Source organism: Synechococcus sp. W60.3 (assembly GCF_047502615.1).
Taxonomy (GTDB): Bacteria; Cyanobacteriota; Cyanobacteriia; order Thermostichales; family Thermostichaceae; genus Thermostichus.
On sequence record NZ_JANSHJ010000002.1, the window covers coordinates 105,587 to 124,371 of the forward strand.

Annotated in this window: 18 protein-coding genes; 12 read left to right on the top strand and 6 right to left on the bottom strand. The window is 60.9% G+C overall.

Annotated features, from left to right (window positions below; genetic code table 11):
• The first annotated feature begins 99 nt into the window (after nucleotides 1–99).
• Nucleotides 100–1,206 carry an isocitrate/isopropylmalate dehydrogenase family protein gene (locus NW846_RS01340; RefSeq protein ID WP_414347328.1) on the top strand — a complete coding sequence of 369 codons (1,107 nt, stop codon included), beginning with the start codon at nucleotides 100–102 and terminating at the stop codon, nucleotides 1,204–1,206.
• A 31-nt stretch (nucleotides 1,207–1,237) separates the two neighbouring features.
• Here NW846_RS01340 and NW846_RS01345 read toward each other — a convergent pair whose 3' ends face one another.
• The gene (locus NW846_RS01345; protein WP_011430313.1) at nucleotides 1,238–2,164 is read right to left on the bottom strand and encodes a D-isomer specific 2-hydroxyacid dehydrogenase family protein; all 927 of its coding nucleotides are present in this window, start codon (nucleotides 2,162–2,164) and stop codon (nucleotides 1,238–1,240) included.
• A 272-nt stretch (nucleotides 2,165–2,436) separates the two neighbouring features.
• Here NW846_RS01345 and NW846_RS01350 point away from each other — a divergent pair, with 272 nt between their 5' ends.
• From NW846_RS01350 to queA, 4 genes are all read left to right on the top strand, one after another.
• On the top strand, nucleotides 2,437–3,723 hold the full coding sequence (locus tag NW846_RS01350; protein WP_414347325.1) for a phosphodiester glycosidase family protein: 1,287 nt from the start codon (nucleotides 2,437–2,439) through the stop codon (nucleotides 3,721–3,723).
• Nucleotides 3,724–5,065: 1,342 nt separating this feature from the next.
• The gene (locus NW846_RS01355; RefSeq protein ID WP_099812110.1) at nucleotides 5,066–5,716 is read left to right on the top strand and encodes a cob(I)yrinic acid a,c-diamide adenosyltransferase; all 651 of its coding nucleotides are present in this window, start codon (nucleotides 5,066–5,068) and stop codon (nucleotides 5,714–5,716) included.
• Between the two features lie 84 nt (nucleotides 5,717–5,800).
• Nucleotides 5,801–6,394, top strand: coding sequence for a dCTP deaminase (gene dcd, locus NW846_RS01360; RefSeq protein ID WP_011430319.1), 594 nt, complete (start codon nucleotides 5,801–5,803; stop codon nucleotides 6,392–6,394).
• Nucleotides 6,395–6,485: 91 nt separating this feature from the next.
• A complete protein-coding gene (queA, locus tag NW846_RS01365; RefSeq protein ID WP_414515149.1) occupies nucleotides 6,486–7,676 on the top strand; it encodes a tRNA preQ1(34) S-adenosylmethionine ribosyltransferase-isomerase QueA in 1,191 nt (396 codons plus the stop codon).
• Here queA and NW846_RS01370 read toward each other — a convergent pair.
• Both NW846_RS01370 and NW846_RS01375 read right to left on the bottom strand, forming a co-directional pair.
• Nucleotides 7,673–8,419, bottom strand: coding sequence for an HAD family hydrolase (locus NW846_RS01370; RefSeq protein WP_414515151.1), 747 nt, complete (start codon nucleotides 8,417–8,419; stop codon nucleotides 7,673–7,675). The two genes, queA and NW846_RS01370, sit on opposite strands and share 4 nt — an antisense overlap.
• 62 nt (nucleotides 8,420–8,481) lie before the next feature.
• Nucleotides 8,482–9,477 (bottom strand): aldo/keto reductase, encoded by a 996-nt coding sequence (locus NW846_RS01375; RefSeq protein WP_099834886.1) that lies wholly within the window; start codon nucleotides 9,475–9,477, stop codon nucleotides 8,482–8,484.
• 183 nt (nucleotides 9,478–9,660) lie between these two features.
• Here NW846_RS01375 and NW846_RS01380 point away from each other — a divergent pair, with 183 nt between their 5' ends.
• From NW846_RS01380 to NW846_RS01410, 7 genes are all read left to right on the top strand, one after another.
• Nucleotides 9,661–10,173 (top strand): hypothetical protein, encoded by a 513-nt coding sequence (locus NW846_RS01380; protein ID WP_414347318.1) that lies wholly within the window; start codon nucleotides 9,661–9,663, stop codon nucleotides 10,171–10,173.
• Between the two features lie 51 nt (nucleotides 10,174–10,224).
• Nucleotides 10,225–11,859: a CTP synthase gene (locus NW846_RS01385; protein ID WP_414388609.1), complete on the top strand. Its 1,635-nt coding sequence runs from the start codon at nucleotides 10,225–10,227 to the stop codon at nucleotides 11,857–11,859.
• Between the two features lie 41 nt (nucleotides 11,860–11,900).
• Nucleotides 11,901–12,068: a DUF2256 domain-containing protein gene (locus NW846_RS01390; RefSeq protein WP_071813515.1), complete on the top strand. Its 168-nt coding sequence runs from the start codon at nucleotides 11,901–11,903 to the stop codon at nucleotides 12,066–12,068.
• Between the two features lie 42 nt (nucleotides 12,069–12,110).
• Complete coding sequence (locus tag NW846_RS01395; protein WP_011430326.1) at nucleotides 12,111–12,587, top strand: phosphate-starvation-inducible PsiE family protein; 477 nt, start codon at nucleotides 12,111–12,113, stop codon at nucleotides 12,585–12,587.
• Between the two features lie 220 nt (nucleotides 12,588–12,807).
• Nucleotides 12,808–13,287 (top strand): peptidylprolyl isomerase, encoded by a 480-nt coding sequence (locus NW846_RS01400; protein WP_011430327.1) that lies wholly within the window; start codon nucleotides 12,808–12,810, stop codon nucleotides 13,285–13,287.
• Between the two features lie 110 nt (nucleotides 13,288–13,397).
• Complete coding sequence (gvpJ, locus tag NW846_RS01405; RefSeq protein WP_414346313.1) at nucleotides 13,398–14,669, top strand: gas vesicle protein GvpJ; 1,272 nt, start codon at nucleotides 13,398–13,400, stop codon at nucleotides 14,667–14,669.
• A gap of 119 nt (nucleotides 14,670–14,788) precedes the next feature.
• Nucleotides 14,789–16,366: an NAD(P)H-quinone oxidoreductase subunit N gene (locus NW846_RS01410; protein ID WP_011430329.1), complete on the top strand. Its 1,578-nt coding sequence runs from the start codon at nucleotides 14,789–14,791 to the stop codon at nucleotides 16,364–16,366.
• Between the two features lie 166 nt (nucleotides 16,367–16,532).
• On the opposite strand, the gene NW846_RS01415 is transcribed toward NW846_RS01410, so the two are convergent.
• From NW846_RS01415 to NW846_RS01425, 3 genes are all read right to left on the bottom strand, one after another.
• Nucleotides 16,533–17,102 carry a photosystem I assembly protein Ycf4 gene (locus tag NW846_RS01415; protein WP_099812104.1) on the bottom strand — a complete coding sequence of 190 codons (570 nt, stop codon included), beginning with the start codon at nucleotides 17,100–17,102 and terminating at the stop codon, nucleotides 16,533–16,535.
• 220 nt (nucleotides 17,103–17,322) lie between these two features.
• Complete coding sequence (locus NW846_RS01420) at nucleotides 17,323–18,444, bottom strand: S-layer homology domain-containing protein (RefSeq protein ID WP_099883948.1); 1,122 nt, start codon at nucleotides 18,442–18,444, stop codon at nucleotides 17,323–17,325.
• On the bottom strand, nucleotides 18,432–18,746 hold the full coding sequence (locus NW846_RS01425; protein WP_011430332.1) for a DUF3181 family protein: 315 nt from the start codon (nucleotides 18,744–18,746) through the stop codon (nucleotides 18,432–18,434). The genes NW846_RS01420 and NW846_RS01425 overlap by 13 nt, the downstream gene beginning before the upstream one ends.
• Nucleotides 18,747–18,785: the final 39 nt, after the last annotated feature.

The following is an 18,785-nucleotide window of genomic DNA, read 5'->3' on the forward strand; positions in this document are numbered from 1 at the left end:
AGCTTCGTTTAAGCTCAGGGATCCCCCACGGGCTCAAAGGCCGGCGCTAGGCGGGATCCCGTCAAGCTGCCAGCGTCAATCCTGGGAGGAGAAGGATTTGTGGCCTATCGTGTAACGTTGATCCCCGGCGATGGCATTGGCCCGGAAGTAACCAGGGCAATGACCACAGTCCTGGAGGCCACCGGGGTGGACTTGGAGTGGATCCGAGTAGAAGCAGGGGTAGAGGTGATTGAGAAATACGGCACGCCTTTGCCACCGCAGGTGTTGGAGTCCATCCGGGAAACCAGAGTGGCCATCAAAGGGCCCATCGGCACCCCTGTAGGCACGGGCTTTCGCTCAGTCAATGTAGCCATCCGCAAAGAGCTGGATCTCTACGCCAACCTGCGCCCGGCCAAGTCCCTCCCCGGCATCAAAAGCCCCTTTCAAGACATTGACCTGGTGGTGGTGCGGGAAAACACCGAGGATCTCTACGCCGGGATCGAGTTCGAGCGAAGCACCCCCGAAGCAGCCCACGCTCGCGAAGAGATGATGCGTCTTTCTGGCAAGTTCATCCGCGAGGGATCTGCCATTGGCATCAAACCCATTTCGGAGTTTGGCAGCCGTCGCATTGTCAAGTTTGCCTTCGAATACGCCCGCCAGAATGGCCGCAAAAAGGTAACGGCCGTTCACAAAGCCAACATCATGAAGTTTACCGACGGCCTGTTTTTGCAGGTGGCACGGGAGGTGGCCCAGGAGTACCCCGACATCGAGTTTGAAGATCTCATTGTCGACAACATGTGCCTGCAACTGATGCAAAAGCCCCAGCTCTACGATGTGCTGGTGCTCACCAATCTTTATGGGGATATTATCTCCGACCTGTGCGCCGGGATGATCGGCGGGCTGGGGGTGGCGCCAGGGGCCAACATCGGCGATGGCATTGCGGTTTTTGAGGCTATCCACGGCTCAGCGCCCAAGTATGCCGGCCAAAATAAGGTCAACCCCTCTGCCCTCATCCTCTCCGGGGCCATGATGTTGCGCTACCTGGGCGAGCGGGAAGCTGCCGCGAGGGTAGAAGCGGCAGTGCAGTCGGTCATTGCCGAAGGCAAATACGTCACCTATGACCTGGGGCAAGGGGAGCCTGTGGGCACCCAGGAGATGGCCGAGGCCATCGCCGCCCGCGTCCAGGAGATGGCTCCTCCCCAGGATCCTATTCCCATCGAGTCCTAGATCCCTGCTTCCCTCGGGAGAGGGTGAGGGCTCAGTAACCTAGAACCGGATCCACCACCCCCAGCAAGGGTTCTCCCAGCCGAAAGCGGCTCACATTTTCCCGCACCCGCTCGGAGAGGGCAGGGACAATCATGGCGTCGGTGATGGCCGTGTGGGGGGTAATTAGGCAATTGGGCAAGCGCCAGAGGGGATGTCCATCGGGCAGCGGTTCTGGATCCGTAACATCCAGGGCGGCACCCCGGATGATCCCCTCCTGCAAGGCGGCCACCAGGTCAGGGGTGACGATATGTTTGCCGCGCGCCACATTGACCAACCAACAGCCGGATCCCATCTGCTCCAGCTCTGGCCAGGCGATGATCCCCTCTGTCTCGGGGGTGAGGGCCAAGGCCAGGATCACCACATCCGCTCCTGCCAGCACTGCCTGCCGCTCCGCCAACGTCACCACCCGGCTGGCTCCCGGCAAGGGATCCGCCCTGCGCCGCACCACCTCAACGGAACACTGGAAGGGCTGCAACAAGCGGATCAGGGCCTGGGCAATGCCCCCCGCCCCGAAGATGACCACGCGGCTGCCCCAGAGGCTGGTGCCGGATCCCGGCTGCCAAGTCTGGGCCAGAGCGCGGTGCTTGAGATCCCGCAGGCCGGCCAAGGTGAGGGCCAGGGCATGCTCGGCCACCGCTTGGGCATAGACCCCCTTGCCGCAGGTCCACACATAGGCGGGATCCAGGATCCCTGCCTGGGCAAAAGGCTCCACGCCCGCCCAGGGCAACTGCACCCAGCGGATCCCCTTTCCTTCGGCAAGACACTGCTTGAGCTTGGGCACGTCAAAGGCATCGGCCCACACCAGAGCCTCCGCTTCCGCCAGCGGCACCAGTTCGCCACCCCCCGCCAGGACTGCCTCTTTTAACCAGGGTCGGAGGTGGTCGGGTTCGACGGCTATGCGTCTGCCTTGGATGCCCATCAGAGCTCTCGAAGATGACTTCCCCTTTGCCAGGATATCGCTGGCAGAAGGGGGTGGGAAAAGCCTCAGAACTGTTAAGGGATCCCAAAGGGAGGATGGGAAGGGATGCCGGAATCGCTAGGTTAGGAGCTGTAGCCTCTGCCTCTTCTTCTCGTCTTCAGCCCATGACCCTTTCTGAGTTTTTGACCTTGGTGCTGCTGCTTTTTCCGGGCATTCTGCTGTCTTTGATTTTGATGGCCACTTTTGCCGCCGGCGGATAGGAGCTGCCAAGCTTGCTCAAAGCCAAAAACTTGCCCTCTTCCTGCCAGATGCAGTTTCCCAACTTGGCGCCTTGGGTGGTGCCGGCAAGGTGGGTCTCTTGGTCCAAAGCTGTGGCCTGGGCGGGGGCAGCTCTCCTCTTGCTCAGCAACCTACCTGTCCCTGCCCAGACGCTCCTCAACGGGCAGCCTGTGCGGGTAGTAGAGGGGATCCCTTTGTACCAAAGGATGGTTTGGCTGGAGGATCGACGGATCCTGGTTTCCGTCGTGGCAGTTTCCCTAGCCGCCGGCCAGTTGCGCCCCATTTGGGCCGACCCTGCCAGTCTAGTGGGCCTGGGGGAGCTGCCCGCTTTTAGCCGCGAACGGGGAGCGGTGGCTGCTATCAACGGCGGCTTCTTTAACCGCAATACTCGCCAGCCGCTGGGGGCCATTCGCCTGGAAGGCCGCTGGATCTCCAGCCCCATCTTGGGCCGAGGGGCGATTGCCTGGTTTGACGCCGCCAATTCTCCCCCTGGCTTGGAGCCGGTGCGCTTTGCCCGCCTGCGGATGCAAATAGAGCTGCGCAACGACTTGGGGGATCGGATCCCCTTGGTCGGCATCAACAGCGGCTACATCCTGCCCGGGATCGCCCAGTACACCCCTGATTGGGGATCCACCTACACCACCCAGACGGACGACGAAGTTCTCCTCATTGTGCAAGAAGACCGGCTGCAGCAGATCCTGTCGGCAGGCGTGGCCGGCAAAGTGACGGTGCCGATCCCTCCCAAAGGCTACATACTGGCAGCACGAGGGCTAGAGGGCGCTCTAGAAGCCGGCAAGCTGATCCCAGGAGATCGCCTCCGGCTGGACTGGACGGTGGATCCGCTGGAGCTGGAAGCCTACTCCCACATTCTGGGGGCAGGGCCGCTCTTGCTCTTGGACGGCCAGGTGGTCCTGGATGCCGAATTGGAGGGGTTTCAGCCTCTCTTCCGCCGGCAACAGGCTGCCCGCAGCGCCATCTGTCTGCGGCAGGGGCAACCGGACAACAGGGATCTGCTCCTGGTGGCCGCCGGCAATGCCCAGGAAAACCAAGGGCTCACCCTGTTGGAGATGGCGCAGTTGTTGCGGCAGTTGGGCTGTCGCCACGCTTTGAACCTAGATGGAGGCCGCTCTTCCACACTGGTGCTGGGGGAAGAAGCCGTCAATCTGGAGCCAGAGATCGGACTAGCCGACGGCGAGACTGATCCCAATACAACGAGATCTCGGCGGCGCCTACCCCGGGTTCACAATGGCTTGGGTTTTTTCTCCAACCTAAGTCGCTAGCGGCAAACCAAGACAACTCTTCCGGCAGCAGGATACGGTTCTTTTGATGTACGGCTCGAGCGTCGGATCCCCATCTGCTTTCTGGCTACTTTTTAATCAGCTTGACACTCCCTCTGCCTGAAGGCGCAGTCCACAAACGAACTCGTAGAGGCGTTGTCAAGCCACCCCTAGACAGCCCCTTGAGGCAGAGCCCCAAGGTTCTACTTACTTTTCTGAGACTAAAGGAGGCTTCTCAGAGAAGAAAGAGCCTTGCCCCCCTTGCGCCATAGGATCCCGGCAACATCGGTACCCAAGGATCTGGAGCGCGGAGTGACCGGCTTCAAATGGGATCCAACCCCAGCTTTTTCCGGCAACCCTGACGGGAGCCGCTACGGATCCGTTCCTTGTCTGCAGCGATCCTGCTTGCCTACAGAACCCTCATAAAGTTGGCAAAAACCCAATAGAAATTCCCATTCATTTGATCAGGAAACAGCGACGCAATCTATATAGAAATACTGAAGTTTAATTCAACAGAAAAACTATCAAACAACCAACTGTACGAAAAATTGGTCTTGCAATAAGTTTTACATTATTTTCCAATTAACCGCCGATCCTGATAGACCTTATCAAAAGACCATCTTTATGACGGCAGTAAACAATCTGCGTTTATCGACCTAAGAAAGTAGACCTTCTGGCTCTGTGGTCGCAACCTTTCTCAAATGAACTACTTTGGAATGCACACAAGTTCTTCGACTTCCAATCAAGCGGATTAGTCTATAGTCTATGCCGAGCAAGGCTCCTGGGACGCCTCAAGTCTCTTTTCTATTGAGTTGAGCAAGCCGCCGTCATTGGCCTTCTCATGTATTGAGAGTTAATCTTATCTAGAAAAAGTGATCTTTTGCTTGCATCTTTTTGGGGCACATTTTCGTGATTAAGCAAGATGGCTAGACGCTTAAGCTTTTACACCTCGGCGGAAGTTTTATTAAGATCTCATCCAAAAGCTTTTCTTCTCGCCCATCGCCTCCGCCTGGCAAAAAGCTGGGATGGGCAAGGATTATACTTTCTAACACCGTATTCGGGGCGATTTGTGTGTCGACGGGAAACAGAACTGACTCGTTGACGAATAGGCACAGGTGGTGTTTCATGGAATCCGTAGTCAATGTTTTCCACCACTTGTAAGCCTTGCGTCCCATCAGTTGCCGTTTGCCTTGGCAGGCGGTAGTTGCTTGTGGCTCTCCTTCGCGTCTCCGCAACGGTGACGGATAGGGCTTTTGTTCCTCGGCAAAGCCGCCCAGACCAAGGGCCTTGTCCCCTAGCCCCCTCACGAGATAAAACCGTGGTTCGCACTGCCTCACCCAATCCTATGCCCTCCCCCAAGGATGCCGTTCCTGTTGCCCGCATCAAACAGCCTGCAGCCCAGGCCAACCCTGCTGCCGGCGACCGCTTTTTCCAGCGGGACGGAGCCTTTTCTGCCCAGCTGATCCCCCAGGGATCCCTGCAGCTCTACACCCATCCCAGCCGGGGCATGTTCACTCCTGTGATGGCTCAGGCACTGCGCTTGGCCGGCCAGGGGACGCGGGTGTTGATCGTGCAATTTCTCAAGGGCGGGATCAACCAGGGGCCGGAAAATCGTCTTTTGCTGGGCAGCTCGCTGGAGTGGGCCCGCTGTCGTCTGCACCGCTGCATCGATACGCCTCACCTGGAGCCGGAGGAGCGGGTGGCTCTGGACGAGCTGTGGCAATTTACTCAGGAGGCGGTCAGGAGTGGCCGTTATGGCTTGGTGGTGCTAGACGAGTTGGGCCTGGCCATCAAGCTGGGCCTGATCCCGGAGGCGCAGGTGCTGGATTTGATCGATCAGCGCCCAGTCTGGATGGACATGGTGATCACCGGGCCGGAGATGCCGGATTCTCTCCTGGAGCGCGCCGATCTGATCACCCAGCTACGTCCACGGCGGGATCCAGTCCTCGTTCCTCCTTCCCCAGAGGGCGGCCCCCCGCCGAGAATGGATCCCTAGCGGGTCAGCAGCTCGTAGCCTTGCCAGCAGCGACTGCGCTCTCTTCTCCAAACTCTCTGGCCTGTCGGGCAGCCTGTTGCAGCCATGTTAAAAAACGACCGCTGGATCTACGAGCAAGCGCAACGGGGGATGATCGAGCCGTTTTGTCCTGAGCTGGTGCGCCGCGTGGAGTGGAACGGCCAGATGCGGCCCGTCTTGAGCTACGGGCTCTCGTCCTACGGCTACGACATTCGCCTGTCACCGGTGGAGTTCAAGATCTTCCGCCACGTGCCCGGCACGGTGGTGGATCCCAAGCGGTTTAACCCCAAAAACCTGGAACCTGTGGAGCTGCACCACGACGAGATGGGGGACTACTTCATCATCCCCGCCCACTCCTACGGCCTGGGCGTCTCCCTAGAACGGCTGCAAGTCCCGGATAACATCACCGTCATCTGCATTGGCAAGTCCTCCTACGCGCGGGTAGGGCTGATCGCCAACCTCACCCCAGCCGAGGCGGGGTGGCGGGGCTATCTCACCTTGGAGTTCTCCAACGCTTCCAGCGCCGACTGCCGCGTGTATGCCAATGAAGGGGTGGTGCAGCTCCTCTTCTTGGAAGGGGATCCCTGCCAGACCACCTACGCCGACCGCCAGGGCAAGTACCAGGATCAACCCCAGCGGGTGGTGGTGGCCAAGGTCTAGGTGGCACACCCTCCCCCCAATCCCTCCCGGACAAAGCCTCTGGCAACCGGCATCCGTCGGCTATGCTGGAGGCGTGCTGCTGTGTTTGTCCATGAGCCATTCTTTCCTACTGGCTGCTTCTGCTGGCCAAGCCGAACCCGGCCAGCTTCTTCCAGGGAGCGTTGGAGAGCTCAACCCGGATCTCCTAACGGCTAGCTACGACTACTCCCTGCCCCCTGAGCGGATCGCGCAAGCCCCTGTGGAGCCACGGGATCAGGCGCGAATGCTGGTGGTGTACCCAGATAGGCACGAGCACCGCCGCTTCTGCGACCTCCCCGACTACCTGCAGGCCGGGGATCTGCTGGTTCTCAACGACACCAAGGTAATCCCAGCCCGGCTATGGGGGGCTAAGGTTTTGCCGGGAAAGGACGCTTCCGGGGCACGGGTGGAGGTTTTGCTGCTGGAGCCCATCCCGGCCAACACCTCCAAGCAGGAGCAAATCTGGCGGGTCTTGGTTAGGCCAGGCAAACGGGTCAAGGTGGGGGATCAAATCCGGTTTTGGGATCGCCAGGGATCCCCGGCTGAACTGGGGGCCACAGTGCTGGCCGTGGACGCGGAGACGGGTGGCCGGGTGGTGCAGTTGACCTGGGAAGGGGCGGATACCTTTGAGCAGATCCTGGGGCGGGGGGGGCGGATCCCGCTCCCTCCCTATCTGAAAGCTGCCCACGCCCTTGATCCGACAAGCGCGGGAGTCCGACCTGAAGACTATCAAACGGTCTGGGCCAGACACCCGGGCTCGGTGGCCGCCCCCACCGCCGGGCTGCATTTTACCCCCCAGCTCTTGGAGCGGCTGGCCCAAAAGGGGATCCAAACTGCCTACATCACCCTCAACATCGGCCTGGGCACCTTCCGCCCGGTGGAGGCGGAGCGAGTAACCGACCACCGCTTGCACAGCGAGTGGCTCAAGGTGCCAGCGGAAACGGTGGCCACTATTCGCGAAACCCAGGCCCAGGGAAGGCGGGTGATTGCCGTGGGGACAACGGTGGTGCGGGCACTGGAAACGGCAGCCCTCTGCGGCACCCTGCAACCCTGGCAGGGAAAAAGCGACCTCTTTATCTACCCCGGCTACTCCTGGCGGGTGGTGCAGGGGCTGATCACCAACTTTCATCTGCCCCGCTCCAGCCTGATGATGCTGGTGGCAGCCTTGATCGGGCGAGAGCGTTTGCTGGATCTCTACCAAGAGGCCATCCGGGAGGGTTATCGGTTCTACTCCTTTGGGGACGGCATGCTGATCCTGCCCTAGGGAGAACCCTGCCCTTTGGCTAAGGGTTTGCCAGGAGGGTCGGCAGGACGGTCTTGGCCAGTGGCAAACCAAGTTTGGAGGCGCTCCCATTCCACTTGGGGGTAACCATCCACCGCCCAGTTGGCCCGCCGCTGCAACATGTGCAGCGGGAAGAAGGTGGCTAGGGCCAAGACCGGGATCCCTTGCGAGCGAGCTGCTTGAATGCCGGCGTAGGTGGCTTCAAAACTCAAGCACTCCTGAGGGGAAAGCCCCATCCGCTCTAAAAGCAGACGGTGCAACTGCCCCGGTGATAGGGCGGGATCCCCTGCCTCGCCGGTTACGCGGTAGCGAAAGTCATGAGTCAGCCGCGCCAGAGCTGGACAGGGGAAGCGCTCCAAAAAAGCCTCCACCTCAGCAGCGGCGTGGCCGCTCACTAGGCCCACCTTGAGCTGCAGCCGCTCCAGCTTCTCTAGGGCCTCTGCCAAACCGGGGACAAGAAGGGATCCCTTCTGCTCCTGCAGAGCCTGTTGATAGTAAAGGGCCTTGCGGCGCAACAACTCTTCTCGTTGCTTGGGGCTGAGCACCCGTCCCTGGGCTTGCCAAAGCGCCGGCAGGCGCTCCCAATCCGGTCGGCCCAGATAGTGCAGCCGGTAGAGCTCCTTTTGCTCCCGGGATCCCAGATCCCAGGGACGCAGGTTCTCCTCCAGCAGCACTTGGTTGATGGCGTGGAGGTAGGTGCAGCCCCTCGTCGGCGGCCACCACACGGCTCCAGCTTTGGTTCACCCCTTGCTGCGCCATTGGCCCGCCTTACCCCCCACTCCTTGCTCTAGGCAGCACGGGCAGGGGGGGCCATGAAGCTGGGGGGGATGGGTTCGGGGACATGCCTTTGCAGGATCGCGTCGATGGCCTGCATTGCCTCCGCCTCCAGCGACCAGCCCCACACGCCGGCTAGGTCCTCCAACTGCTGGCGCTTGCGCGCTCCCCATAGGATTGCACTCACCCCTGGCTGATCCAAGAGCCAGCGCACCGCCAACTGGGGCAGGGTTTTGCCGTAGCGCTCTCGCGCCAGCCGGCTCAGCTCTTCCGCTGCTTGCAAGTAGTGGGAGTAGCGAGGCTCCGCAAACTTGGGATCGATGCCGCCGCGCAGATCTCCAGGCGGAAACTGGGTTTGCGGCGTCAGCCGTCCCCCCAACAGCCCTCGACAGAGGGGGCTGTAGATCAGCGTGGCAATACCGTTGGCACGACAGTAGGGCAGGACATCCGCCTCGATCTGGCGCTCAAACAGGTTATAGGGCGGCTGGACGGTATGCAGGGGAGCCACCTGACGGAAACGCTCCATCTGCGGAGGAGAAAAGTTGCTCACCCCAATGGCGCGGATCTTGCCCTGCTGCAGCAAGCGGCCGAAAAAGGCAGCCGTCTCCTCCAGGGGCTCCAAGGGATCCGGCCAATGCACCTGGTAGATGTCGATCACGTCGGTTTGCAGGCGGCGAAGGGAGTTTTCCAGATCCTGAGCTAGCCAACTTAGGCTGCAGTTGCGCACCACCTTGCCGTTTATCCACTGCAGGCCGGCCTTGGTGGCGATCGCCACTCGATCCCGGCAGCCGGCATCCCGGATGGCCCGTCCCAAAAGCTCTTCCGAAAGGCCGCGGCCGTAGGCCGGAGCCGTGTCAAAGAGGGTAATCCCTAGGTCAATGGCCTTGCGGAGGGTGGCATAGGCCTCCTGGGGATCCGCCGGCCCCCACCAATCCCCGGTCATGCTCCAGGTGCCCAACCCCACGCGGCTCAGCCGGAGCCCCGTCTTGGCAAGTGTAACAAACTCCATGGCAACTTCTGCAAAGGATCCCGTTTCAGGATGCTAACAGGCGCCAGGGGAGGACAAAGCCGGTTGCGCAGACAACCCACGTGCCTAGCTGCTGGTGGAAAAAGAGTCCGGGCCTTTGCCTCTACTTTCCTAACTAGAGGCTCAGTAGAGTGGGGATTGAAAAATTCACATCGGCATGGCTCTATGAAGTCCATTTTCCGTCTCTGCCTGGGCGGCGTTGTAATCTGGGGATTCCTGCCTTCTGCCCAGGCGCAGGTGGTCACCCCCCTTTTTCCAGAACCTGCCAGAACCCTGATTCCAGTCGAGCCGCTGCCCCCTAGCCAGGATATTCCCACTCTGCCGATTGTGCCAGATCCGCGGCCTGTGCCGCCCACACCCCCCCGGCCAAGGCCGCTGCCGACGGGGACTTTTGAGGAAATCAGCCGCTACTTCCGCGATCTCAACCGGGCCAAGAACTTGGCCCGCCAAGCGGCTGAAATTGCCAACGGGGGCTTGCAGCGCTACCGCGCCGAAGCTGCCATGCACGGGGCGGCCATCGACGCGCCCTTTGAAGAGTTGGAAGATGCCTGGATCTTCACCTTCCGCGGCGGCGAGCCCGGCTTCGTCCAGCCCAGCATCGAAACCCAGGTGCGGGTGGATCGGCGCACCTTCCAGACCACCATCCTCTACAACGGCCCCATCCGCTCTCGGCCCTAAGGAAGCCCTGGGATCCCTGGCATAATCAGAAGAGGGCAAGGGATCGGGGGTATGGCCAAGTTTGTCTTCATCACCGGCGGAGTCGTCTCCAGCATTGGCAAGGGGATCGTGGCAGCCAGCTTGGGGCGTCTGCTCAAGTCCCGCAACTACACCGTGTCGATTTTGAAGCTGGATCCCTACATCAATGTGGATCCCGGCACCATGAGCCCCTACCAGCATGGGGAAGTGTTCGTCACCGACGATGGCGCCGAGACAGACTTGGACTTGGGCCACTACGAGCGCTTCACCGACACCAACATGTCCAAGCTCAACAACGTCACCACCGGCGCCATCTACCAGGCGGTGATCTACAAAGAGCGGCGGGGGGATTACCAAGGCAGCACGGTGCAGGTGATCCCCCATGTTACCCAGGAGATCAAAGAGCGCATCCGGCGGGTGGCCCGCGAGACCAACCCCGACGTGGTGCTGGTGGAGGTGGGGGGCACGGTGGGGGATATCGAGTCTCTGCCCTTTTTGGAGGCCATCCGCCAATTTCGCAAAGATGTGGGCCGGGCCAATGTGGCCTATGTGCATGTTACCCTGGTGCCTCTCATCAAGGCGGCGGGGGAAATGAAAACCAAGCCCACTCAGCACTCAGTCAAGGAGCTGCGCTCGATTGGGATTCAGCCAGATGTGTTGGTGTGCCGCTGCGAGCAGCCCTTGCCCCGCAGCATCAAGGAGAAGATCTCCGAGTTTTGCGACGTGCCGGTGGAATGTGTTATCCAGGCCCAGGATGCCCCCAGCATCTACGATGTGCCCTTGGTGCTGGAGCAGGAAGGGTTGGCGCAGCGAGTTTTGCAGATCCTCAACCTGGAGCCGCAGCAGCCGGATCTGCGCGAGTGGGAGCTCCTGGTGCAGCGGCTGCACCACCCTCAAGAGCAAGTGGAGATCGCCATTGTCGGCAAATACGTGCGCCTTACCGACGCCTACCTCTCGGTAGCGGAAGCCCTGCGCCATGCGGGCCTGGCTCTCAATGCCGGCGTTACTTTGCGCTGGATCTCTTCTGAGGAAGTCGAGGAGCGGGGGCCAGAAGCCCTGCTGGCCGATGTAGACGGCGTGGTGGTGCCGGGTGGGTTTGGCAGCCGCGGCATCGAGGGCAAGGTGGCCACCATTCGCTACGTGCGCGAGCGGGGCATTCCCTTTCTGGGGCTGTGCCTGGGCATGCAGTGTGCGGTGATCGACTGGGGATGCAACATTGCCGGCCTGGAGCGGGCCAACAGCTATGAGTTCGATCCCGACACCCCCCACCCCGTCATCAGCCTGTTGCCAGAGCAAAAAGATGTGGAACATTTGGGGGGAACCCTACGCCTGGGCCTCTACCCCTGCCGCATTCTGCCCGACACCCTGGCAGCCAAGCTCTATGGTGAGACAATTGTTTATGAGCGCCACCGCCATCGCTATGAGTTCAACAACGCCTACCGCAGCCTATTCCTCGAGTCCGGCTACGTGATTAGTGGTGTCTCGCCCGATAACCGCCTGGTGGAAATTATCGAGCTGCCCAGCCACCCCTTTTTCATCGCCACCCAATTCCATCCCGAGTTTCGCTCCCGCCCCAACCGTCCCCATCCCCTCTTTTTGGGGCTGATCGAGGCTGCTTTGCGCAGCCGTTCCCGGCCGCAAGCCCTGCAGTTGCAGAACACAGGCTAGGGCATTGGGGTTAATTCAAGAGTTGTCGTTTCTAGCGCGCTATGCCCCGCCACCGAAAAAAGTCGGATTTGCCCAGCAAAATCTGTCTCACCTGCGGCAGGCCCTTCACCTGGCGCAAGAAGTGGGCCGACTGTTGGTCAGAGGTGAAATACTGTTCTGAGCGGTGTCGCAACCGTCGCCCCAAGGGATCTCTTCCAGCTAACGGTTAGGGCAGATAATGGGATCCCGGACGCAGGGGGGAAGGGTTGTCGATGCGGTTTCTCAAGTGGCTGTTGCACAATCCTCACGAAACCGAAGAGGAGGATCCCTTTTTGCGGGCCATCACCCGCATCGAAAGCCTGATCTCGAAGCTGCTTTCCATCTTGATGATCGGCCTGATTGTGGTGGCCGTGGTGGATTTGGCCCGCTTCCTGGTGGCCGATCTGCTGCGGGAGCCAACCGGGTTTTTCTCCACTACTTTGATCGAGATTTTCGGCCTTTTTTTGAATATCCTGATCGCGCTGGAGATTCTGGAGAACATTACCGCCTACTTGCAAAAGCAGGTGGTGCAGGTGGAGCTGGTGATTGTTACCTCTTTGATCGCGGTGGCGCGCAAGATCATTATTTTTGATTTTGAGAAGCTGGGGGGTCTAGATCTCATTGGGCTGGCAGCGGCAACGCTAGCCCTCTCCGTTAGCTACTGGCTGGTGCGGCGGGCCAAACCCCCATTCCGGTCGGGGGATGAGTAAGGCCGGACGGATCCTGGTAGGATAGGGGCGGAGCTTTCTGGCAAGAAACGTGCGCGTGCCCTCTGGCATCACCCACCTGTTCAAGCTGGCTTTGCTGGCAGTGCTGCTTTGGGTGGGATCCGGCGTTGTTTCGGCTCTGGCCCGCCCGCATTCTTCTTACGATTTGCTCCTGGCACAACAGTTGGGCAAAACCGTGAAAACCTACAACAGTCCTCCCCCCATGGTGATCGACCCGGCCAAGTCCTACACGGCCACGCTGGAGACCACCGCCGGCACGATGGTTTTGGAGCTGTTCCCGCAGGAAGCTCCCCTTGCCGTCAACAATTTTGTCTTTTTGGCACGGGATCACTTCTACGATGGCGTCATCTTTCACCGTGTCATTCGGGGCTTCATGATTCAGGGCGGGGATCCCACCGGCACGGGGCGAGGCGGGCCGGGGTACCGCTTTCCCGATGAGCCGGTGCAGCGCCCCTACACGCGAGGAACCTTGGCCATGGCCAATGCCGGCCCCAACACCAACGGCAGCCAGTTTTTTATCATGCATGCCGACTATCCCCTGCCGCCCAACTACACCATCTTTGGGCAACTAATCGAGGGGGAGGACGTGTTGGATAAAATTGCTACTGCACCCACCGGCCCGCAGGATCGTCCCCTCAAGCCGGTGGAGATCAAGTCTGTTCGCATCTCGGAATCGAACTAGGTTGGGCCAATCCGGCAAAACAGTTTGGTTAAATTAACTTGGCCTCTGGCCCCATTTTTGCAACTTGCTCTATGGGGGACTCAGGTATGGAGTTCGCTAGGCCCCGGCGAATGTCCCCCCGCATTTTGGCTCTGGATTTTGATGGTGTGCTCTGCGACGGGCGGGCAGAGTACTTTGCCTCCTCCTGTCGTGTCTGTGCCCAGGTGTGGAGCCTGGCTCCTGCGCAATTGCAGCCGTTGCAGCCAGCCTTTAACCAGTTGCGCCCGCTAATCGAGACAGGTTGGGAGATGCCCCTGTTGCTCTGGGGGCTGCAGCAAGGGATCCCCGAAGACGCTTTGCGCCAAGACTGGCCCGGCTGGCGGCAGCGGTTGTTGCAGGGAGCGGGGATCTCCGAGCAGGCTTTAGCCCAAAGGCTGGATGAGGTGCGGGATCGCTGGATCGAAGAAGATCTGCAGGGCTGGCTGGGGCTGCACCGCTTTTATCCGGGAGTGGCGGCTTGGATGCGCCAGATCCAGGCTGCTGGCGAGCCCCGCCTGGCCATTCTCAGTACCAAAGAGGGGCGCTTTATCCAGCAGCTTTTGCTCCGCGAAGGGATCCAACTGCCGCGCCACCGTATCCTGGGCAAGGAGGTGCGCGCCCCCAAGGCCACCACCCTCCGGCGGCTGCTAGCAGCGACCCAGGTAGCGCCTGAGGAACTCTGGTTTGTCGAGGATCGCCTGCAGACGCTGCGCCAGGTGCAAAGGGTGCCGGACCTGGAGCAGGTGCTCTTGTTTTTGGCTGCCTGGGGCTACAACCTGCCCGAAGAGCGGCAAGAGGCGGCGCGGGATCCCCACCTCCATTTGCTTAGCCTGGAACAGCTCTTCCAGCCCTTTGAGCAGTGGTTGGCTGCTCCTTCCCCCCGCCTTGCTATCAGCCCGGCCAGCCCGGAAGACTTGAGCCGGGCCCGGCTCACCCCTGGCCGGAAACGCCCGGAAGCCGGTTTGGCCTCGCTGGTGCTGACCTTGGTGGAGCTGCTGCGGCAGTTGATGGAAGCGCAAGTGGTGCGACAGATGGAGGCCAACCGCCTTTCTGCCGAGCAAATCGAGCGGGCCGGCAGCAGCCTCCAGGCCCTGCGGCAGCAAATTCGGCAACTCTGCGCCCTGCTGGAGATCGACCCGGCAGAGCTCAACCTAGATCTGGGGGATCTGGGCTCTCTCTTGCCCCGCCAGGGGGACTACTACCCCGGCCAACCCCACGGCGAGGGATCCCTGCTGGAACTGTTGGATCGGCTGATCAACACCGGGATCGTCATCGACGGCGAGATCGACCTGGGCTTGGCCGACTTAAGCCTCATCCACGCTCGCCTACGATTGGTGCTCACCTCCAGCGCCAAGCTTTCTTGAAACCAGGAAGTGTCGATGGAGACAATTGGGAGAAGAAATGCCAGAAGCAAGCTAGGGAGGCCGGAAATCGCGGTATGCTGGCTTTGGATCCCGTTAATCTCTCTTCATAGTCTTCCCCTATGGATGTCTTCGCCCCAACCGGAAACCTGCATGCCGGCGCCATTTGGCCGGAGGTGGTGGTTACCCTCACGCTGTTGATCGTCCTGGTGGTGGATTTGGTGGGTGGGTCGGCGGCGCGCAAAAGTCTTCCGGCCCTCTCCCTCTTTGGTTTGCTTGGGGCCTTGGTGACCTTGGTGTTGCAATGGCAGCAGCCCCAGTTGGAGAGCTTCTTGGGCAGCTTTGCCGCGGATCCGGTGAGCATTCTCTTCCGCGGCCTGGTGGTGGCGACGGCAGCCCTGACGGTGATGATGGCGGAGCGCTACTTCCTCCAGGCAGGCGCGCCCACGGGCGAGTTCTATGTGCTGCTCCTCACGGCCACCTTGGGGGGCATGTTCCTCGCCGGGGCGACGGATCTCATCATGGTGTTCGTCTCCTTGGAAACGCTGGGCATCGCCAGCTACCTGATGGCCGGCTACACCAAGCGGGATCCGCGTTCTTCCGAGGCGGCCCTGAAGTATCTGTTGACGGGGGCCAGCAGCACCGCTATCTTCCTCTACGGCATGTCGCTGCTTTATGGCCTGTCGGGGGGGCAGACCCAGTTGGCGGCTATTGCGCCCTACCTGGCCAATGCCGGGCTGGTGGGGATCCTCGCTTTGGTGTTCTGCCTGGGCGGCATTGGCTTTAAGCTGGCGGCGGTGCCTTTCCACCAGTGGACTCCTGATGTCTATGAGGGATCCCCGACGCCGGTGGTGGCCTTCTTGTCGGTGGGATCCAAGGCGGCAGGCTTTGCCCTGGCCATTCGCTTTTTGGCCACCGTCTTTCCGGCGATGACAGAAGAGTGGCGGGCGGTGCTCTCGGTGCTGGCCATTTTGACCATGGTGCTGGGGAATGTGGTGGCGATTGCCCAAACCCGCCTCAAACGACTGCTGGCCTATTCTTCTATTGGGCAGGCGGGCTTTGTCTTGATCGGTTTGGTGGCGGGCACCGAAGCGGGCTATGCCAGCTTGATTTTTTACCTGATGGTCTATTTGGCCATGAACCTAGGGGCTTTTCTGTGTGTCACCCTCTTCAGCCTCAAGACTGGCACCGACGAAATCAACGAGTACAGCGGCCTCTATCAGAAGGATCCCTTTCTCACCCTTTGCCTGAGCATTTGTCTGCTCTCCCTGGGCGGGTTGCCGCCGCTGGCCGGCTTTTTCGGCAAGCTCTATCTCTTCTGGGCCGGCTGGCAGGCAGGAGAATACACGCTGGTGCTGGTGGGCCTGGTGACTAGCGTCATCTCCATCTACTACTACGTGCGGGTGGTGAAAACCATGGTGGTAAAAGAGCCGCAGGAGATGTCGCTTTCGGTGCAAAACTACCCCCCAACCGACTGGCAGGCCGAGGGCATGCCGGCTTTGCGGGTGGGCATGGTGGTGACGCTGGTGGCCACCATCTTCGCTGGCATCCTCTCCAATCCTCTATTTACCCTCTCCACTCAGGCGGTGGAGCAAAGCCCGTTTTTGGGGTTCCCGACAGCCCAGGCTTTTGCTCCAGGGTCGGCCAGCCCTTCTCTGGCCGTTGCAGGATCTGCAGCTTTGCCTAGCCGCGGTTCCTAGACCTTCCTCAAGGGCGCCGCAAGGCACGGCTCCCTTACCCCCAGCCCTTCTCCCTTCGGAAGGGGAAATTTACTGGGACAATTGACCCGATGTTGTTGAGACGGTTTCTGGGCTATCTCAATTCCTGGGATCCCTGACCAGCAGCCGTCCACAACCAAACAGAATCTCAAATACCTTCTAGGCTGACATTGAGAAAGCGGGCGATCTCAGCGGCTTGGTTTTCGATCTCGGCCAGGGGAGGGGGCTGGCCGACGCCGGTGAGGGGGATGTCGCCGCGTCCTTTTATGCGCAAGTAGATGGCGCGGCGAGGGTTGAAGCCCTCTCGCAGCTCCACCCGCAGGCTTTGCACCTCGGCAAAGTCGTATTCTAGGCGCACCTCGCGGTTTTTGCCCGGAAAGCCCTGCCGCACCAGGGTTATCTTCTGGGTGCGGCGGTCGAACTCGTTGTAGCCGCCTCCCAGGTTCCAGTACAGGCTCAGCCATTGATACAGCCCCGCCAGGGATCCGAGCACGCCGTAGAAGAGCATGGCAATGCCCTGGGGAATGAACACCAGGCTGGCGGGATCGGAAAAGGGGAGCAAGTTGCGGTGGAAATAGCTGGAAAGACCCGCCAGGGTAAAGCCCAGCCCACCCCCTGTCAGCGCCACCGCCCAAAAGTAGACGCTGGGCCGCCGCGACCCGATTACGGTGTAGCGCAGCAGGTCTTCCGAGCGAATTTCGGGAACAGTCGCAGACACAGACGGGATCCCTGTCGATTTTCCAAGTTGGCTTCTCCCATTTTATAGGCGGGGAGGAGCTTGCCCTGTGGAGCAGCAAGAGAGTTAGCATTTTTCCGCCGCCAACAACAAGAGCAGCCAGGGGGTTGGTCCTTTTGCAATCCAGCCTCAGGGGGGCGAAGCAGGAGAGGGGGTTAAGCGCTGCGGCCCTCTCCGCTTCTACGCTGGGATCGCCCTCAATTTAGGGCTGAGGCTCGCGCGGCGTCACAATTTCCCCTGCCCCTGGGGTGACGGCTGGAGGTTTAGAGTTGCCAGTGGCGCTGGGAGAGGGGTCGCCCTCAGGGGTGGGAGGAGGGGAAGGGGTCTGGTCTGGCTCGGCAACAGGAGGAGAAGGCTCAGGGTCGGGGGGCTCGGCTGCGGGAGTTGGGGTTGGCAAGGCAGCTTCCTGAGCCGTTCGCTCCCCAAAGGCCGAAAGGGCAATCGCCGCTTCCCCGCGGCTGACCGGCTCAAAGGGGTTAAACGTGCGGATGGGGCCGAAGGTGCGCAACACCGTGGAGGCATTCTCCAGGCTGCGATCCGCCACCAGGGGGGCAACGGCCTCGTCGGGGATCTGGGCCGCATCGGTAAAGCCCCAACGCTCCTCCAGCTCTGCTCGGGATCCCTTGATCTGGCCGGGCGGCAAATCCAGAGGTGCCTTCATGCGGATCAGCTCTGCCCGCGACAGCAGGCTGTTGGGGCGGAACTCGCGGTTGGCATCGCCGACCACCAGGCCGGCAGCTCCCAGGGCCTGGATGTAGCGAAAGTTGGGATCCTCCTCCGGCACATCCAAAAACAAGGGGCGCTCGCCAGCGGATCCCAAACGGATTTGGCGGCTGGGCTGGTCGGCGTGAATGGCGTTGTTGGCCAGCACCAACCAGCGGGCAAATTCGCCGCGACGAACGCTACGCTGCGGCTGAAACTCACTGCCAACAATATCGGCAAAGACACCCAGCCGATCCAGATCAGAGACAGCACGGGCCACCAGGGATCCGGGCTCCAGATCCGTGAAACGGCTGCTGACCTGGCTGGGCGGGGGCGTGAAGGAAGCAGGGGGGGTGGCAGGAGCAGAGGGGGAGCGGGATCCCGGCAGAGGCGTGGGCGTCTCCGGTCGGTCGGCGGAGAGAGGGGGAGGCAGGCCCACCGGTCGCACCGCTCTTTGCAGCCGCTCTCCCCACTCGGTTCCCTGACAGGCCGACAACAGCCCCAGCAGCAAGGCAAAACCAGCGGCCCTGAGCCAGGTGCCGGCTGGAGGCAGCGACCGCCTAGACTGCTTGAGCCGATTGAGCTGATGCTGCAATGCTTTCTCCCCCTCTACTGAGCCCATTTGCGGCTGAACTCCTCCAGCACATCCAACAAGTTCAGCAGGCTTTGCATCGGCAACAGATCCGCCAGGGGCAATTCTTTGCGCCCACCCCCCACTTTTACCGGGATCCGTTGCAAGATCTCCGTGACCGCGTCCTCATCCACCTTGCCTGCCCTCACCTGGGGGGCCAGTTGTTCTGCCAAGAGGGTGTGCAGATGGGCATCCCGCAGGTAGAGGTGCCAGCGGGCTACATCGATGTAAACTTCCTCGCCAATGGCAGCGGCCAACTGCTCGATCTCTGGGTTGCTGGGCACTTGGGCCATCGCTCAGCTCCGTCAGTGGTTGCCCTCTGCCGATCATAA

Coding starts and splice junctions, on each gene's coding strand:
- gvpJ (WP_414346313.1), top strand. CDS start 13,398: ATGTCCCCCCGCATTTTGGCTCTGGATTTTGATGGTGTGCTCTGCGAC.
- NW846_RS01375 (WP_099834886.1), bottom strand. CDS start 9,477: ATGGAGTTTGTTACACTTGCCAAGACGGGGCTCCGGCTGAGCCGCGTG.
- NW846_RS01390 (WP_071813515.1), top strand. CDS start 11,901: ATGCCCCGCCACCGAAAAAAGTCGGATTTGCCCAGCAAAATCTGTCTC.
- NW846_RS01395 (WP_011430326.1), top strand. CDS start 12,111: ATGCGGTTTCTCAAGTGGCTGTTGCACAATCCTCACGAAACCGAAGAG.
- NW846_RS01380 (WP_414347318.1), top strand. CDS start 9,661: ATGAAGTCCATTTTCCGTCTCTGCCTGGGCGGCGTTGTAATCTGGGGA.
- NW846_RS01400 (WP_011430327.1), top strand. CDS start 12,808: ATGGTGATCGACCCGGCCAAGTCCTACACGGCCACGCTGGAGACCACC.
- NW846_RS01410 (WP_011430329.1), top strand. CDS start 14,789: ATGGATGTCTTCGCCCCAACCGGAAACCTGCATGCCGGCGCCATTTGG.
- NW846_RS01345 (WP_011430313.1), bottom strand. CDS start 2,164: ATGGGCATCCAAGGCAGACGCATAGCCGTCGAACCCGACCACCTCCGA.
- queA (WP_414515149.1), top strand. CDS start 6,486: ATGAGCCATTCTTTCCTACTGGCTGCTTCTGCTGGCCAAGCCGAACCC.
- dcd (WP_011430319.1), top strand. CDS start 5,801: ATGTTAAAAAACGACCGCTGGATCTACGAGCAAGCGCAACGGGGGATG.
- NW846_RS01425 (WP_011430332.1), bottom strand. CDS start 18,746: ATGGCCCAAGTGCCCAGCAACCCAGAGATCGAGCAGTTGGCCGCTGCC.
- NW846_RS01385 (WP_414388609.1), top strand. CDS start 10,225: ATGGCCAAGTTTGTCTTCATCACCGGCGGAGTCGTCTCCAGCATTGGC.
- NW846_RS01355 (WP_099812110.1), top strand. CDS start 5,066: ATGCCCTCCCCCAAGGATGCCGTTCCTGTTGCCCGCATCAAACAGCCT.
- NW846_RS01420 (WP_099883948.1), bottom strand. CDS start 18,444: ATGGGCTCAGTAGAGGGGGAGAAAGCATTGCAGCATCAGCTCAATCGG.